The organism is Streptomyces sp. NPDC055103 (assembly GCF_053607625.1).
The window spans coordinates 1-15,030 of the sequence record NZ_JBSGTX010000119.1 but is presented as its reverse complement, the minus strand read 5'-3'; the positions used below and the strand labels follow the sequence as shown (position 1 = coordinate 15,030).

The 15,030-nt window shown below is 68.8% G+C and carries 18 protein-coding genes; 9 read left to right on the top strand and 9 right to left on the bottom strand.

What is annotated here, in order from left to right; all coding sequences use genetic code 11:
• Nucleotides 1-145: 145 nt before the first annotated feature.
• From ACWFR1_RS38875 to ACWFR1_RS38860, 4 genes are all read right to left on the bottom strand, one after another.
• Nucleotides 146-754, bottom strand: coding sequence for a hypothetical protein (locus tag ACWFR1_RS38875; protein WP_453560464.1), 609 nt, complete (start codon nucleotides 752-754; stop codon nucleotides 146-148).
• Between the two features lie 603 nt (nucleotides 755-1,357).
• Nucleotides 1,358-1,768 (bottom strand): type II toxin-antitoxin system VapC family toxin, encoded by a 411-nt coding sequence (locus ACWFR1_RS38870; RefSeq protein WP_189897941.1) that lies wholly within the window; start codon nucleotides 1,766-1,768, stop codon nucleotides 1,358-1,360.
• On the bottom strand, nucleotides 1,765-2,040 hold the full coding sequence (locus tag ACWFR1_RS38865; RefSeq protein ID WP_229915235.1) for a hypothetical protein: 276 nt from the start codon (nucleotides 2,038-2,040) through the stop codon (nucleotides 1,765-1,767). Before ACWFR1_RS38865 ends, ACWFR1_RS38870 begins: the two co-directional genes overlap by 4 nt.
• A 408-nt stretch (nucleotides 2,041-2,448) precedes the next feature.
• Entirely contained in the window at nucleotides 2,449-2,880 is a 432-nt protein-coding gene (locus ACWFR1_RS38860; RefSeq protein WP_453560460.1) for a GntR family transcriptional regulator, read from the bottom strand.
• A 275-nt stretch (nucleotides 2,881-3,155) separates the two neighbouring features.
• Here ACWFR1_RS38860 and ACWFR1_RS38855 point away from each other — a divergent pair, with 275 nt between their 5' ends.
• From ACWFR1_RS38855 to ACWFR1_RS38845, 3 genes are read left to right on the top strand one after another with little or no spacing between them, the layout of a single operon-like run.
• Entirely contained in the window at nucleotides 3,156-4,943 is a 1,788-nt protein-coding gene (locus ACWFR1_RS38855) for a replication initiator (protein WP_453560458.1), read from the top strand.
• On the top strand, nucleotides 4,940-5,131 hold the full coding sequence (locus tag ACWFR1_RS38850) for a helix-turn-helix domain-containing protein (protein ID WP_137994227.1): 192 nt from the start codon (nucleotides 4,940-4,942) through the stop codon (nucleotides 5,129-5,131). Before ACWFR1_RS38855 ends, ACWFR1_RS38850 begins: the two co-directional genes overlap by 4 nt.
• On the top strand, nucleotides 5,131-6,438 hold the full coding sequence (locus tag ACWFR1_RS38845; RefSeq protein ID WP_453560455.1) for a tyrosine-type recombinase/integrase: 1,308 nt from the start codon (nucleotides 5,131-5,133) through the stop codon (nucleotides 6,436-6,438). The genes ACWFR1_RS38850 and ACWFR1_RS38845 overlap by 1 nt, the downstream gene beginning before the upstream one ends.
• A 148-nt stretch (nucleotides 6,439-6,586) precedes the next feature.
• Here ACWFR1_RS38845 and ACWFR1_RS38840 read toward each other — a convergent pair whose 3' ends face one another.
• From ACWFR1_RS38840 to ACWFR1_RS38825, 4 genes are all read right to left on the bottom strand, one after another.
• Entirely contained in the window at nucleotides 6,587-6,844 is a 258-nt protein-coding gene (locus tag ACWFR1_RS38840) for a MafI family immunity protein (protein ID WP_453560453.1), read from the bottom strand.
• Between the two features lie 10 nt (nucleotides 6,845-6,854).
• Nucleotides 6,855-7,235 carry an EndoU domain-containing protein gene (locus ACWFR1_RS38835; protein WP_453560450.1) on the bottom strand — a complete coding sequence of 127 codons (381 nt, stop codon included), beginning with the start codon at nucleotides 7,233-7,235 and terminating at the stop codon, nucleotides 6,855-6,857.
• Between the two features lie 681 nt (nucleotides 7,236-7,916).
• On the bottom strand, nucleotides 7,917-8,147 hold the full coding sequence (locus ACWFR1_RS38830) for a DUF7848 domain-containing protein (protein ID WP_453560448.1): 231 nt from the start codon (nucleotides 8,145-8,147) through the stop codon (nucleotides 7,917-7,919).
• Nucleotides 8,144-8,341 (bottom strand): hypothetical protein, encoded by a 198-nt coding sequence (locus tag ACWFR1_RS38825; protein WP_339152252.1) that lies wholly within the window; start codon nucleotides 8,339-8,341, stop codon nucleotides 8,144-8,146. Before ACWFR1_RS38825 ends, ACWFR1_RS38830 begins: the two co-directional genes overlap by 4 nt.
• Nucleotides 8,342-8,496: 155 nt before the next feature.
• Between ACWFR1_RS38825 and ACWFR1_RS38820 the strand changes: the two genes are divergently transcribed.
• Nucleotides 8,497-9,219 (top strand): GntR family transcriptional regulator, encoded by a 723-nt coding sequence (locus ACWFR1_RS38820; protein WP_043409952.1) that lies wholly within the window; start codon nucleotides 8,497-8,499, stop codon nucleotides 9,217-9,219.
• A 70-nt stretch (nucleotides 9,220-9,289) separates the two neighbouring features.
• Here ACWFR1_RS38820 and ACWFR1_RS38815 read toward each other — a convergent pair whose 3' ends face one another.
• Nucleotides 9,290-10,135: a GntR family transcriptional regulator gene (locus tag ACWFR1_RS38815; RefSeq protein ID WP_453560443.1), complete on the bottom strand. Its 846-nt coding sequence runs from the start codon at nucleotides 10,133-10,135 to the stop codon at nucleotides 9,290-9,292.
• Nucleotides 10,136-10,394: 259 nt separating this feature from the next.
• On the opposite strand from ACWFR1_RS38815, the gene ACWFR1_RS38810 reads away from it, so the two are divergent.
• The 5 genes from ACWFR1_RS38810 to ACWFR1_RS38790 all read left to right on the top strand — a co-directional run bounded on the left by ACWFR1_RS38810 (nucleotide 10,395) and on the right by ACWFR1_RS38790 (nucleotide 14,973).
• Complete coding sequence (locus tag ACWFR1_RS38810; RefSeq protein WP_453560467.1) at nucleotides 10,395-10,721, top strand: SCO3933 family regulatory protein; 327 nt, start codon at nucleotides 10,395-10,397, stop codon at nucleotides 10,719-10,721.
• Nucleotides 10,721-12,049, top strand: coding sequence for an FtsK/SpoIIIE domain-containing protein (locus ACWFR1_RS38805; protein WP_453560440.1), 1,329 nt, complete (start codon nucleotides 10,721-10,723; stop codon nucleotides 12,047-12,049). The genes ACWFR1_RS38810 and ACWFR1_RS38805 overlap by 1 nt, the downstream gene beginning before the upstream one ends.
• Nucleotides 12,050-12,183: 134 nt before the next feature.
• On the top strand, nucleotides 12,184-13,530 hold the full coding sequence (locus tag ACWFR1_RS38800) for a replication initiator (RefSeq protein WP_453560438.1): 1,347 nt from the start codon (nucleotides 12,184-12,186) through the stop codon (nucleotides 13,528-13,530).
• The gene (locus ACWFR1_RS38795) at nucleotides 13,523-13,708 is read left to right on the top strand and encodes a helix-turn-helix domain-containing protein (RefSeq protein WP_128839800.1); all 186 of its coding nucleotides are present in this window, start codon (nucleotides 13,523-13,525) and stop codon (nucleotides 13,706-13,708) included. The genes ACWFR1_RS38800 and ACWFR1_RS38795 overlap by 8 nt, the downstream gene beginning before the upstream one ends.
• Complete coding sequence (locus tag ACWFR1_RS38790; protein ID WP_453560435.1) at nucleotides 13,705-14,973, top strand: tyrosine-type recombinase/integrase; 1,269 nt, start codon at nucleotides 13,705-13,707, stop codon at nucleotides 14,971-14,973. The genes ACWFR1_RS38795 and ACWFR1_RS38790 overlap by 4 nt, the downstream gene beginning before the upstream one ends.
• Nucleotides 14,974-15,030: the final 57 nt, after the last annotated feature.

Below are 15,030 nucleotides of genomic sequence, written 5' to 3'. Positions count from 1 at the left end.
GCTCCAACGGAGCTTCGTTGCGTGCGACACGGCTCTCATCAGACAGCCCGCCGACCAGCACGTTCACAAGATCACACGACTTTGCAACAGCCCTGGCCAGGCAACCCGAGGAATCAGGGCAGCCATGCGGCTGGCACGGGTAGGACTACAGTCGGTCCCGAATTTCTAGCCAGGCGTCAATATTGCGACTGGTCTCTCTGCTCGCCACCGCTGACGATACCCACGGAAGGGCTGACAAGATTAGTTCGACGTCTTGCAGTGCGGAGAATCTGACATCCACCTCGCTGCTCACAGGGAACTTGCTTCCGACGGGTGCATAGAAGTCGTCGCCGGCGGCCAGGTACTCCACCTTCCTGGTTTCGGATGCCGCAATTGCACGTTCACGCGATAGCGGCATTCGATTAAGCGCCAATTCGGCGGCTCCGTCCGGCGTCAAGAGTTCAGGCAGGCCGACGACCGGTGGGTCGAATCGCAGCGCGATGGCCGCGAGTCGGAGAATCCAGTACGCCCCCATAGGCGGCCTGATTCCTCCAATGTCGACCGCCAGCCTTACGACCTCCACGCTGAGCTCAAAGTCGCCTCTACGTCGGCTTGCGGCCACATCCCTCAGGGGGCTTACGCTGGTCTCCAGCGATTCGAAAACCGCCAACCACCATTGCGGGAAGCTCCCATCAGGAAAGCGTCTGCGGATCCAGTCGGAGATGCCGTCAACTGGGACGCTCCGAATCTCCCGAAGATCAGACTCCACTCCCATTTACGGGGCCCTCCCGCCATAGTCTCTAATCACTGCCAATGGAACCCTGATCCCGGCTCCAGCGAAGGCGTCGACGCCTCGCTCGATGAACGCGGCAGCACACTGCGCACAGGGCGGCGTGTAGTGGCCCGTGAAGTTATCGAACGACGAGATCGCACCACCATTTCGGAATGTCACCTGCCCTGCGCCAATAACTGGTGCACCACCGCTGGCCACTGTGTGGTGGATGCCAGGTGCGGCTCGAACCATGTTCAAGTTTCCTGCCTCCCCAACAGTCCAGAGGAAGCTCCCACCCTCAGATGCTGCTCGCGAGAAGTCGGAAAATCCAGCAGCCATCGGGGAAATGCCAGAGAAATCAGCCTCCATCATTTCAAGCCCAAGATTGTCTGGCCTGCTATTGGAGATTGAGCCAGTTCCGCAATTGTGAACGAGCACCGGGGTGGCCCCGGCCAGCACATAGTACGTGTGCTACGCGACCCCTCCCCGCCTGCGTTTTCGCAGGTCATCGGGGGTTTCGTGCTCCGCTGGCGTCCGTGGCTGTGCCCTGGCGTCCACGCTTGTTGCCGTCAGTACTGCCGTCAGCGGTATAGACCACCGGTCGAGCTACGGCAGGAGTGTCAGCGCGGGGACGTGGGCGGGCTTGACGACGCTGAAGTGCCGCCGGTCGAGGGTGGCTACCCGGTCCACGCCGAAGCGCTCGGCCACCGCGATGACCGAGGCGTCGACCCCGCCGAGCGGGAAGTCGGCGTACTGGAGGACCAGCTCACCCATGCGCGTCAGGTCGGTGGGAGTGAGGTGGACCAGCTCGAATGTTCCCCGTGCGACCTCAGCGAGGAACGCCGCTTCGACCTGGGGCCAGCGCTCCAGGAGCCAGCAGACCTCGGTCATGACCGGGCTGGGGAGCAGGCGGCGGCCGGTGAGCGACGTCAGCAGGGAGGCGCACTCGGGGTGGCGCCGGTCGGCCGCGTTGAACGCCGCAGCCAGGGGTCCGGTGTCCAGGACCGTGGCGATCACGCCGAGTCGCCGAAGCGCTCGCGCATCCGCTCGCGGATGTAGTCGTCGTGCCGTTCAGCCAGATCCTCTGGGCCGTTCACGCTGCCGATCAGGGCCAGCAGCCCGGCCGGGACCGACTCCTCGTCCTCGTTCGCGCCGACAGCCGGCAGCGACTGGGCGACCTGGGACAGTTCTTCATCCTGGGTGACGAGCAGGCGCAGGCGTCGCACCTGGGTCGGGGTGAGCCGGTCCACCAGGTGGTGCATGTCCTCATAGTCGTATGCAGCGGTCACGCCAGCAGTGTAGGACGACCCTGCGGCCTGGGGCAGCTGGATCGGCAGAGGTTCACTCCCGCTGGCGTGGTGCCGGCCGCCGCCCTCGGTGAGCCCGGCGAGGGATATTGAGGGTCGGCCCCCTGGTCGGCCCTTGCCTGCGATCCGGCCGTAGGACGGTCGTAGGCGATAGCTTGCTCCGCCAGGAGCCCGGCTCCGGTCATCCCGGTGATCTGGTTGGCTGCCGCTCCCGCATCCCTGGGTCATGCTCCGGTTGCCGGGGCGGCTCGCTGCCCGCTGCGCCGCAGATCTTCCGAGGAAACGGCGGGTTTGTCGGCGAAGGCGGCCAGCCCCAGTGGGCAGGGCCCGCCTTGAACCTCGTAGAGAAATCTGAACGCACCGTCCTGACCGGCGTCCCGGCACGGTGGGTCAGCGGCCCGGCTCGCCGCTGCCTGACTCCAGGGCCTCGATGCGGCCACGAAGGTCGGCAATCTGCTGAGCGGCCTCGGCCAGCGCACGTTCCAGCGCCTCGACGCGGGCCGCCGTCCCGGTGGCGGGCGCGGTCGCCTCGGGGCCGTCGAGGTCATCAGCGTCGCCGTCGGCGTGGACGTGGTGGGCGACGAAGGCGCCCTTGCCGGGGCGGGAGACCACCCACCCCTCCTGCTTCAGCAGGGCCATGGCCTTCTGCACGGTCAGGCTCGACGCCCCGAACTCCCGCATCAACACGGCCTGCGTGGGCAACGCGTCCCCCGGCCGCAGCCCACCGGAGCGGATGCGCTCGCGCAGGGTCTCGGCGATGACCTCGAACGTCAGCGGTACCCCGCTGCCCGCCGGCCTGCGCCCGCGCCGCGTCGTCACCACGCCTGGTCACCCCTGCTTTCCACGCCCTTTACCAGCGAAATCCGGCCCGTCCAAGCCGGGAAACCGGCCCCACACTACCCGCGTCCCGACCCCGCAGAAAGGAATGAGGAGGGATGCACTTGAATGCGCCCGTGGGGCGATGTTAACGTCACGCACCCGCCGGTGATCACCACCGCCCCGCCGGCCAAGCCCCCACTGGTCCGGCCCCCGCGCCCACCTTCGAGGCGCCCCGTTCCCCTGCGAGCCGATCACTTCGGCCTGCCCACCGTCACGTCGTGCTGCTTCCGCACTCCCGCCGAAAGGCCCTGTTCCGCATGCCCTCACAGCTCCAATTCCCGTACCCCGCAATCGTTCCGACCGCCTCGCGGCCGTCGCCGGCGTTCACCACGCCGAGCGGCTCGGCGGAGGTCACCTCCTCGGCGGCCGGGCGGTCGGCGCTGGAGCGCCGCGCGAGGCTGACCGGCAAACTGGCGAAGCTCGCCGCCGCCGGCCACCTCGCACCCCTCGCACGGCAGATCAGCACGCTCGGCGGCTGCGCGCACCCGATCCGCCTCACCGGGCACCGAACCCGACTCGACAGCGCGACCGGCGAGATCCTCGACCATTTCGACTCCGGCCGGCTCCCGGCGGGCGAACTGCTGGTCCGCTGCGGCAACCGCCGCGTCACCCGCTGCCCCGCCTGCTCCATCGTCTACCGCTACGACACCTACCAACTCATCACCGCCGGACTACGCGGCGGCAAGACCATCCCGGCGAGCGTGGCTGCACACCCGCGCGTGTTCGCCACCCTCACCGCACCCGGCTTCGGGCCCGTCCACAACCAGCCCGACACCGGCCGCTGCCACTGCGGCCAGACCCACTCGGACGACGACCCGCTCCTCGGCACGCCGCTCGATCCCGAGCGGTACGACTACACCGGCGCGGTGCTGTGGAACGCGCACGCCCCGGCGCTGTGGGCACGCTTCACCACCCACCTGCGGCGGGAGATCGCCAAAGCCGCCGGCCTCACCCAGCGCAGCCTGCGCCACCACGCGACGCTGTCGTACGCCAAGGTCGCCGAGTACCAGAAGCGCGGCCAGGTCCACTTCCACGCCGTCATCCGCCTCGACGGACCCACGGGCCCTGGCAGCACCCCGCCCGCCTGGGCCACCACCCAACTCCTCGACCACGCCGTCCGCGCCGCCGCCTCACGCACCCGCGTCCATCACGCAGGTCAGCCGCAGCCGTCCGCCGAGGACGCGCCCGGCCCCCGGGAGGCCGGCCGGGGCGGGCGGTCGGTGTTCCAGTTCGGTCGGCAGATCGACGTCCGGGCAATCCGCAGCACCGACTTCACTGGGGACGCCCCGGTCACCGACCGGCACGTCGCCGCCTACATCGCCAAGTACGCCACCAAGGGCGCCGAGACCACCACCGGCACCCTCGACCGCCGCCTCCGCCTCCTCGCCGAACTCGCCCAGTACGACATCACCGACCACGCCCGCCGCATGATCCACACCGCCTGGCACCTCGCCACCAAGCGACGGCACGCCCACCTACGCCTGCGTCACTGGGCCCACATGCTCGGCTTCCGAGGCCACTTCTCCACCCGTACCCGCCACTACTCCACCACCCTCGCCCGCCTCCGAGCCGAACGCACCGCCTGGCGAACCGGCCGACCTGAGCCTCAGACCCCAGCCAAGGGTGGGACGCAGGCCGGACAGACGGACGGCACTCCGGTCAGTGACCGCGCCGGACACTCCACTGACCTGGCAGCCGGTCACCGACCCGGTCACGGTCATTCCGCAGGTCACCGTCCCGGTCACCGCGATATCGCCGCACGGCCCGACGGTTCGGACACGACGCTGGTCCTCTCCCACTGGCAGTACGCCGGAACCGGCCTCCTGCCCGAACTCGAACACCTCTCCGACCTCCTGGCCGCGAAGCGGCGGACCCGACCCGAGCAACCGAACCGAACCCGACGCTCGAAGCGCTCCGGTGACCGCTCCGGCGACCGCGCCGGTCACCCGGTCGGTCACTCCACTGATCAGCTGACCAGTGCTGTCCGGGCGGGGGCCATCGCGTGACCGCCGGCACGGAACTGCTGACAGTTCCCCAGGTCATGGCCCGCCTCCAGCTCGGCCGCTCCGCCGTCTACGACCTGCTCCGCACCCGCCAGCTCGCCTCGATCACCCTCGGCCGCGCCCGCCGCATCCCCACCCACGCCCTCACCGACTTCATCCGCACCCGCCTCGACCAGGAAGCCGCCGCCTGATGACCACACCCCGAGACACCCCCGCCTCCCGCCGAACCCGCGCCAATGGCGACGGAACCGTCTACCAGCGTAAGGACAGTCGTTGGGAAGCCGCCGGATACGTCCTCGCCCCCGGCAACACCCGCAAGCGCGTCCGCGTCTACGGCACCACCCGCAAGGAAGCCCTGGCCAAGCTCACCGAGAAGATCGCCGCCAGCAACCGCGGCCTTCCCGTCCCCTCCGCGCAAGGCAGCGTGGCCGCGTACCTGGCGTACTGGCTGGAGAACGTCGCCATCCACCACCTCCGCGAGAACACCCACACCCGCTACACCACCTGCGTCAACCGCTACCTCGTCCCCGGCCTCGGCAAGAAGAAGCTCACCAAGCTCACCGCCAAAGACGTCCGCACCTGGCTCAACCAGCTCCGCACCACCTGCAAGTGCTGCACGCGCGGTATCGATGCCCAGCGTGATGAGCCCCGCTGCTGTGCCGCCAGCCAGTGCTGCCACAAGCTGCTCTCCCCACTGACGCTCACCTACATCCACTCCGTGCTCAAGTCCGCCCTGGAGCACGCCGTCCGCGAAGAAGAGATCCCGCGCAACGTCGCCCGCAACGTCCGCACCGGCACCCCACGGCCCCGACGCTTCGAACCCCTCACCACCGACGAAGCCCGCCAGCTCCTCACCACCGCCCAAGGCCACCGGCTGCACGCCCTGTTCGAAATCGCTCTCCATACCGGACTCCGCAAGGGCGAACTCCTGGGTCTGCGCTGGGAAGACCTCGACCTCGGAGCGGGCACCGCCGCCATCCGCCGCACCCTTCAGCGCACCACCGCAGGCGGGCTCACCGCACTGCCGACTAAGACGCGGGCTTCCGAGCGCCGCATCGCCCTCCCCACCCGCTGCGTCCACTCACTGAAGCACCACCACGAGCGGCAGCAGCGCGAACGCGAGACCGCAGGCGCGGCGTGGCAGCACAGCGGGCACGTGTTCACGACTGCGCAGGGCGGGCCGATCGACCCGACGAACCTCACCCGCGCCTTCACCACGCTCCTCCGCAAAGCCGGCCTCCGCCGCATCCGCTTCCACGACCTCCGCCACTCGACCGCCACCCTGCTCCTGGAACAAGGCGTCGAACTCGTCGTGATCAAGGAACTCCTCGGCCACGCCCACATCGGCGTCACCGCTACGGTCTACGCCCACGTCCGACTCCGCCTCCAGCGAGACGCCATCGACACCCTCAGCACCGCACTCGGCAGCCCGGAGACCACCAAGACAGTCAGCTCCGACGGCGGCGAACCTCCACCCTGCGCCGCCCTCGTCCGCTGACGTTGCCGTCAACTACTGCCGTCACCCCACGCAAAAGCCCCGCCAGGATGCACCTGGCGGGGCTTCAGATTTGCGGTTGCTCACTCCGATTCGGCCCACATCAGACGATCGCGACGCGACGCAATCGAAGTGGCGGGAACACACTCAGCTATCCCGTTACCAGCTCACGCATTCGCGCGATCAGATCGTGAGACCCAAGATCTTCCGATAGCCGGACAAGCCGCTCGTAATACTCTTCGCTGATCGACAACTCGTCCTCATAAATCCATGAGCACATGGTGTCGAAAGCTAGGGCGAACTCTCCGGCCGTCAGAAGGTCGCGCACATCGACTGCGACCGAAGGCGCAGTGATGGGAGATTCCTCTAGCAGGTCTTCGATCTTGGTTGCGTACTCTACAGCTTTCACTGCACCTCCATCAGGGCCGGTACGGGAAACCGGTCACAACTCGGCCCGTTGCAGGTTCATAAATGACCCTGATGTTCACGCCGTCCACTACTCCTTCAACCTTCCACCGCGACGGATCCCCGTTCCTCGTGTACAGGGCTCCAGCTCGGCCTGTCTGCTGCGTCCTAACGCTGCTGGGACTGGTCGCGACGTCGGCAATGCTGTCGAGGATCTTGTCAGTGTCCCAGCCGCGCGGAAACACGGTCTTCCCAGGCTGTCCCGGCCACTTATGGCCGCCACCCGTTCTGTCACCGTGAATGATATGGAACTGCTCTTGCCCGCCAATCAAATCACGGCCGACACCAGGGCAGTTGCTGTTGTGAACGAGTACCGGAGTCTCGCCCGCCAGCACATAGTACGTGTGCGTGCTGAGGTGCTGTCATCTGCGTTTTTGCAGGTCAGCGGAATTCGGCCAGTCCGTGGGCGTGCGTGGAAGTGCCCTGTTGTGCGCCTCTGTTGCCGTCGGCGTTGCCGTCAGACGGCTGCGCGTGTGAGGGCGGTGGAGTGGGCTTTGGCCGGTGTCCTGCCCGGGTTGGGGTCGGGCATGGTCAGGGGGCCGTACGCTGGCCCGGCAACTCGGGCAGGCTTTGGACCTGCCCGGAATTTGAACGAGTGGCCCCCTGGCCATGCCCGACGCGGGCCCCGGACCGGGGAGGTGGGTAAAGCCCACGGAGCCGACCGGCCCCACCCCCGGGCCTACGCCCCGGCCAACCCCCCGCCGTCGCTTCACCGTCGGCCTGGCAATTCGCCGTGCTGGCGCGTCCGGCTTTCTCCGCGCTTCCGGTCGTCCGCTGTGCTGTCTTTGCGCGGCCTGGTCGCTGGCCGGCCCGCGGTGGCGGAGCCGAGAGCGGGCCGGGTGGGCGGCCGTGCCGCGCGCGACCCGCGTCAGCGGGTCGCCTTGAAGACGTAGAGAAAGTTTGGACGCATCCCGCTTCGGGGTACGCCGTGGTCGGTTGCCGAGCGTCCGGCTGGCTGCTGGCCTGGGGCGATGGTCTGCGGGTTGTGGGTCCTGTTCAGGCTGGCGGTGGTGGTTCTATTCGGCTCGCGTGACCTTGGCGTGGTCGGTGACGACGCGTCTGAACAGGTTGTGACCGGTGCGTCCGGTGTGGCGGAGTGCCCAGTCCTGTGCGGCTTCTTGCTCGTCGTGGGGGCCGGATTCGGCGTCGCAGTTGGCAGCGGTGCAGAACGCCTCGTAGGTGATGCCGCCTTCAGGGGCGTGGCGGATGGTGTGGGTGATGTGCCGGTATACGGCGTGGGGGCTCACTGGTGACCCTCGGGGTGGCGTCGCATGTAGACGTTGCAGTCGCTGACGGTGGTCATGTCTCCGACCGCGCGGGCCCGGTCGCGTACGTTGGCCAGTTCGGCGCAGCCCGCGCAGCCCTCGACGGGTGCCGGGTCCGGGTCCAGGCGCAAGGGGAGTTCGACCGGCTGGGTGGAGTACCTGGTCGGCTCCGTCATGCACATCGCCACCTCTCGAACGTCACATGGCCGACCTCTTGACAGGTCGGTGATCTAGTTCAGTATTCGAGTGGCCGAAGCACTCCCGCTACGGTTCGTAGTGCACTAGTGTGCTCTCACCGACATCACGTCAACTCAACGGAGGGGCACGCCTTATGCCCAGTCCCAAGACGTTCACGAAGATCGCGGATCACTTCCGGGAGCGCATCCTGTCGGGTGAGCTTGAGCCGGGCGCCAAGCTGCCGACGAACCGGGAGATCGCCGGTCAGTGGCAGGCCGCAGCCGCCACGGTCTCCCGCGCCTTGCAGGCTCTCCAGGTGGAGAACTTCATCCGCACCACCCCCAGGGGTACCTACGTCGCCGACGATCCGCGCTGGACGCTGTCGGCGCGGGACCGGCTGGCCCGGGTCCAGCGGGTGAAGTCGTTCCTGGCCGAGGGTGAGACGAGTCGGGTGACGGCGGCCGAGCTGATCATCCCGCCGCTGTATGTGGCGGAGATCTTCGACCTGGAGGCCGGGGACCAGGTGGTGCGGCGTGAGTGGCTGGCCGGACGGGGCAAGACCCGGACCGTGTTCGCGGTGACCTGGTACCCAGCCCCGTTCGCCGCCCTCGTACCGGACCTGCTGAACACCGCCCCGGGCCGCAATCACGGACTCTCGGCCAGGGTTCTGGAAGCCACCGGGCGCACGATCACCCACGCCCGCGACGACATGCACGCCCGCCCGGCTGACGCCCGAGAGGCGAGCGCACTGGGGCTGCCGGTCGGTTCCCCGATCCTGGCCGGCGCCCACCGCTGGTCGGACGCGGAGGGGATCATCGAGTACGGGGAGTGGTGCCTGCCGCCCCGGTTCACCATCGGCTACGAGTACCAGCCCTGACCGATCCACACGGAGCGTCCCCGAATGCCAGCCTGCGGCCTTCGGGGACGCTGTCGTTCACGTGCCTGCCTCAGTTGGCGTCGCGGCCTTCGAGGCGTTCGACGCGCTCCTCCAGCTCCTCGATCCGCTCCAGGGCTCGTTCCAGCTTGTAGGCGAGATCCGCTACTCCGGCAGCCGCCGGGAACTCCTTCTGCGGGGCGGTCGACGGTTCGTCCGGCTCGGCCACCGGCTGGACCGTGACCGGCACCTCTGTGCCGAACTCGCCTCCCACGACGACGTACGCCATCGAGCCGTTGCGCTGGTGGGCCTTCTTCATCCTGCCTTCCAGGGTGAGGAAGGTCAGGGCTTGATCGGCGGATTCCGGGTCGCCACCGATCGTGTCGACCACCTCGTCCACGGTGACCCTGGCCCCCCTGGCCAGTGAGCCGTCTCTGATCTTGCGGACCAGGCGGCCGTGGATGAGCTGGGTGGCAAAGCCGTGGTCGTCCCAGTCCCGTACGTAGACCTCGTCGCCGGGCAGTTCGCCGGGGTAGCGCAAGAGGAAGTTGCCGGCCAGCAGGGCGATGGCGTTGGTGACCACGTTGAGCGGCACCGCGTAGTGCTCCGCCAGGACCTCGCGGGCCGGGAGCCTGGCGCCGGGGGCCAGGGTGCCGGAGTAGATCTGCTGCTGGAGATCGCCGGCGACCTTCTCGAAGGCGTCCTCGAAGTCGGCCGAGCGCGTGACGAATGTGCCGCGCCCCTGCCGGGCGATGACCCAGCCCTCGTTCCTGAGCAGCCGGATCGCCTTCTGCACGGTCAGGCTCGATGCCTTGTAGGTCTGCATGAGCTGGCTCTGCGTCGGCAGGAGCTGGCCGGGCCGCAGTTCGCCATCCCGGATCTGCTGCCGCAGGTCGTCCGCGATGCGTTCGAACGTCAAGCGCGCTTCGTCAGCAGCAGCCATGTCCATCCCTGGTCCCAGTCCAAATCCACCCGGCGCGGGCCGCCCGCTGCCTGCCGTGTTTCACCAGCTCAGCGGCCTCACGGGGTCAGGGTAGCCGCCTGATGGATGGACCACCCCGAGAACGGATGGAACTCAATAGGGATGGACTTAGGATGGAATGAATGTATGGTTGCGGCACGCGATCACTCACACGGGTGACTCGCACCCCTCTACCTGGAGGTTTGCCGTGAAGACCATGCCCATCGACCAGTCCCAGGCCCTGGTGATCCTGGCCTCCGAGTCCCGGCCGCACTTCAAGGACCGCGACGGCCAGCAGCCCGCGATCGACCGGGGCACCGGTGCCCACCTGCACCTGGTGGACGCGATGTTCGCCTTCAACGGCCGCGCCGAAGTGATCACCGTGAAGGTCCCGGAGCCGGGTCTCGGCAAGGGCCTGAAGGTCGGCCTGCCGGTCGTCTTCACCGGGCTTGTCGCGTCGGCCTGGGAGAACGAGATCAACGGCAAGGACCGGCACGGCATCTCCCTGCGCGCCGACGCCATCACCGCCAAGGCCGGTGCCTGATGACCGACAGCCCCCTCGGCCTCGCGCTCCTGGCCGTGGTCGGCCTCGGCGTCCTCGGGCTGCTCGGCTGGGCCGGGTACTGCTTCACCCGCTGGTACCGGGCCGATGCCGAGACCCGGGTCAGTCTGAGGCAGGCGCGGCGGATGCGGTGGGGCTGGAAGCGGCTCGCCCCGATGCTGGGCCTGGCGGTCAAGGACGCCACCCCGACCGTGCTCCAGCAGTACGGCCCCCAGGAACAACCGACCAAGCCGCGTGTGCTGGTGCCGCACCTGCGCACCCGCGCCGACGCCTTCGGCGTCACCGTCACCGCCGATGCCCTGCCGCAGGTCGGGCTCAGCGCCTGGCAGGACGCCGGCGAGGGCCTGTGCGATGCCTGGGGCATGCGCCGCATCCGGATCAGCCAGCCCAAGCCCGGAATGATCGTCGCGCGCGGCTTCCGCCGTGAGCCGCTGGAGGCGGTGATCCGCTCACCACTCCTCGGCCCGGACGGCTCCCCCGTCTGCCGACCGGGGCAGTTCGTCTCCACCGATGACGTGCTGCTCGGCTGGGACGAAGACGGCACCCCCATCGTGCTCAACCTCGCCTACTCCGCCCACGCCCTCGTCGCCGGCCTCACCCGCTCCGGCAAATCGATCACCGTCAACACCCTCCTCGCCTACGCCTCGCTCATGCGGGACGTGCGGCTGATCGTGATCGATCCCAACCTCGGTGCGGTCGCGCCCTGGTGGCGTACCGCCTACAAGGTCTCCGACGCCATGCACCCAGACGAGCCGACCGAGATCCTGCGCTGGGTGCGCGAGGAGATGCAGCGCCGCGAGCGGCTGTTCTGGTCCGGCCGCACCGACCGCATCACCGACTTCAGCCCCGAACTGCCGCTGCTGCTCGTGGTGATCGACGAGGTGGCGAACTACACCCGCCACCCGGACCGCAAGGCCCGCGAACGCTTCGAGGCCGAGCTGCTGGCCATCGCCAGCCAGGGCGCCAAGTTCGGCATCCGGCTGTGGCTGCTCACCCAGAAGCCCTCCGCCGACGTGCTCACCACCGCCGTACGCACCAACCTGTCCGCCCGGATCTGCCACCGCGTCGACACCGTCGAGGACTTCCTGCACCTCTTCCCCGACGGCCGGGACCTGGACATCACCGCCGCCGACCGCACCATGCCCCAGGGCGTGTCCATCGCCTCCGTCGGCGACATGCGCACCCCCGTCCGGCTGCGCTCGGTCTATCTGTCCACCGAAGCCTGCTGGCAGATCAACGACCTGATGTGCGCCGAAGGGCTCAAGGTCCGCGAGCTGCCCGACCGCGTCGACCTGGACAAGGCCGCGTGACCGCCGCCCCCAGGTTCCGCTTCGCAGTGATCCCCGGCAAGGGCGTGTAGTCGCCAAACCCTCGCCCCTGCCGGGGCCTCCCTCCCATCCATCCACGACACACGTGTGCCGCAGTGCAGAGAGGTCCCGCCAGCATGCCACCGCACGACCCGACCACCACAATCCCCCGCCCCGAACCCGCCACCGACGCGCTGCCCACGTTCACCGGGTACCGGAACCTGCTCGGCCTGGTACGGCAGCTGTCCTCGCTCGGCGGATGCGCCCAGCCGATCAGGCTCGAAGGCCATCGCACCGAGATCAACACCCTCACCGGCAAGATCCTGCGCGAACTGAAATCCAAAGAACTTCCCGCGGGACACCTGCTGGTCCGCTGCGGCAACCGCCGCACCACCCGCTGCCCCTCCTGCGCCGAGCTCTACCGCCAGGACACCTACCACCTCATCGCCGCCGGCCTGCGCGGCGGCAAGAACATCCCCGACCAGGTCGCCACCCACCCCCGCGTCTTCGCCACCCTCACCGCACCGTCATACGGACCCGTCCACGGCCGACGCGTGGGCGGCTCCGCCCGCTGCCGCTGCGGACGCACCCACACCAAGGGCGACCCGCTCCTCGGCACCGCGCTCGACCCGGAGCGCTACGACTACACCGGCGCCGTGCTGTGGAACGCCCATGCCCCGGCCCTGTGGGCCCGCTTCATGCTCCACCTGCGCCGCACCATCGCCGCCGCAGCTGGTGTCCCGCAACGCCTGCTCTCCAAGGTCGTCCGGGTCTCGTACGCCAAGGTCGCCGAGTACCAGCAGCGCGGACTGATCCACTTCCACGCCGTCATCCGCCTCGACGGCCCCGCAGGCCCCTACACCCCACCACCCGCCTGGGCCACACCCGACCTCCTCGCCGATGCCATCCGGATCGCGGCCACCCGCGCCCACATCGACGGACCGGAGGTCAACGGCCGCGCCCGCGCCTTCGTCTTCGGCGAGCAAATCGACATCAGGATCATCCGGTCCACCGCCTTCCGGGCCGGGACCACGATCACCGAGGGCAAGGTCGCCGGATACGTAGCCAAGTACGCCACCAAGGGCACCGAAGCCGCGACCGGCACCCTCGACCACCGGCTGAAGAGGATCACCGACCTCTGGTTCGAGTCGGTACCCGAGCACGCCGCCCGCATGATCCGCACCGCCTGGGCCCTCGGCAGCCGAGACGACCTCAAGCACCTGAACCTGCGCAAGTGGGCCCACATGCTCGGCTTCCGCGGCCACTTCTCCACCAAGACCCGCGCCTACTCCACCACCCTCAGCGCGCTCCGGGCCGCCCGAGCCGCCTGGCATCGCCGCCATACCCCGCCGCCCCACCAGACCACCCTCGTCCTCGCCCACTGGGCCTACGACGGCACCGGCCTCACCCCCGACCTCGAACGCCTCGCTGCCCTCATCTGCGGCGGCCCAACGCGCGAACAGGAGGTAGCGACTCGTGCGTGACGACGAACTCCTCACCGTCCCCGAGGCGATGGCCCGACTCAAGATCGGCCGCTCCGCCCTCTACGACCTCCTGCGCACCCGCCGCCTGGCCTCGCTGACCATCGGCCGCGCCCGCCGCATCCCCGCCCACGCCCTGGACGACTACGTCCAGCGCCATCTGGAAGAGGTCGCCCGATGACCGCCCCCCAGCGCAGGAAGGCCCGCGCCAACGGCGAAGGCACCATCTACCAACGCAAGGACGGCCGCTGGGAAGCCGCCGGCTACGTCCTCGCCGCCGACAGCAGACGAAAGCGTGTCCGTGTCTACGGCACCACCCGCAGGAACGCGGCTGACAGGCTCGCCGAGAAGATCGCCGACAGCAACCGCGGGCTGCCAGTCGCCACCGCTGACGGCACCCTTGGTGACTACCTGACGTACTGGCTCGGCAGTGTCGCGGTCCACCGGCTTCGCGAGAACACCCACACGCGCTACTCCGCCTGCGTCCGCCTCCACCTCATCCCCGGCCTGGGCACCAAGAAGATCGCGAGGCTCACCGCCAAGGACGTCCGCACCTTCCTCGACCGGCTCCGCACCACCTGTCAGTGCTGCACCCAGGGCCTGGACACCGAACGAAAGAAGTGCTGTGCGATCGGCGAGTGCTGCCAGAAACGGCTGTCCCCCTTGACCGTGACCTACGTGCACTCGGTGCTCAAGTCGGCTCTGGAACACGCCGTCCGCGAGGACGAGCTGCCGCGCAACGTCGCCCGGAACGTCAAAGCCGCCACGCCCCGGCCCAGGCGCTTCCGGCCCCTGACTGCGACGGAGGCTCGTCAGTTCCTCGACGCCGCCCGCACGGACCGGCTCCACGCGCTGTACGAACTCGCGCTGCGCACCGGACTCCGCAAGGGCGAACTCCTGGGCCTCCTCTGGGAAGACCTCGACCTCACAACCGGAACGGCCAGCATCCGCCGCTCGCTCCAGCGCACCCGCACCGGCGGCCTCACGCATCTGCCCACCAAGACCCGGGCGTCTGAGCGCCGTATCGCGCTCCCGACCGAATGCCTCCACTCCCTCAAGGAGCACAAACAGCAGCAGGACAAGGAGCGCGGGACAGCAGGGTCAGCCTGGCAGGACAGCGGCCTCGTCTTCACCACCCCTACCGGCCGGCCTCTCGACCCGGCCAACCTCACCCGCCGCTTCCGCAGCTTCCTTGACCGGGCCGGACTCCGACGCATCCGCTTCCACGACCTACGGCACTCGACCGCCACCCTGCTCCTGGAACAGGGCGTCGACCTCGTCGTCATCAAGGAGCTGTTGGGCCACGCCCACATCGGCGTCACCGCCGGCGTCTACGCCCACGTGAGGCTCCGCCTCCAACGCCAAGCCATCGACACCCTGGGCCACGCCCTGGGCACAACCGACGACGCCCCAGACGATCCGCCCTCGACAGCAGTCGTCCGCTGACGTTGCCGTCAGCGTTGCCGTCAAACGCCATATGGGGCCCCGCCCGGAAGTTCTTCC

Excerpts from the sequence above, each read along its gene's own strand:
- ACWFR1_RS38875 (WP_453560464.1), bottom strand. The coding sequence starts at position 754 with ATGGGAGTGGAGTCTGATCTTCGGGAGATTCGGAGCGTCCCAGTTGAC.
- ACWFR1_RS38845 (WP_453560455.1), top strand. The coding sequence starts at position 5,131 with ATGACCACACCCCGAGACACCCCCGCCTCCCGCCGAACCCGCGCCAAT.
- ACWFR1_RS38825 (WP_339152252.1), bottom strand. The coding sequence starts at position 8,341 with ATGACGGAGCCGACCAGGTACTCCACCCAGCCGGTCGAACTCCCCTTG.
- ACWFR1_RS38820 (WP_043409952.1), top strand. The coding sequence starts at position 8,497 with ATGCCCAGTCCCAAGACGTTCACGAAGATCGCGGATCACTTCCGGGAG.
- ACWFR1_RS38810 (WP_453560467.1), top strand. The coding sequence starts at position 10,395 with ATGCCCATCGACCAGTCCCAGGCCCTGGTGATCCTGGCCTCCGAGTCC.
- ACWFR1_RS38805 (WP_453560440.1), top strand. The coding sequence starts at position 10,721 with ATGACCGACAGCCCCCTCGGCCTCGCGCTCCTGGCCGTGGTCGGCCTC.
- ACWFR1_RS38800 (WP_453560438.1), top strand. The coding sequence starts at position 12,184 with ATGCCACCGCACGACCCGACCACCACAATCCCCCGCCCCGAACCCGCC.
- ACWFR1_RS38790 (WP_453560435.1), top strand. The coding sequence starts at position 13,705 with ATGACCGCCCCCCAGCGCAGGAAGGCCCGCGCCAACGGCGAAGGCACC.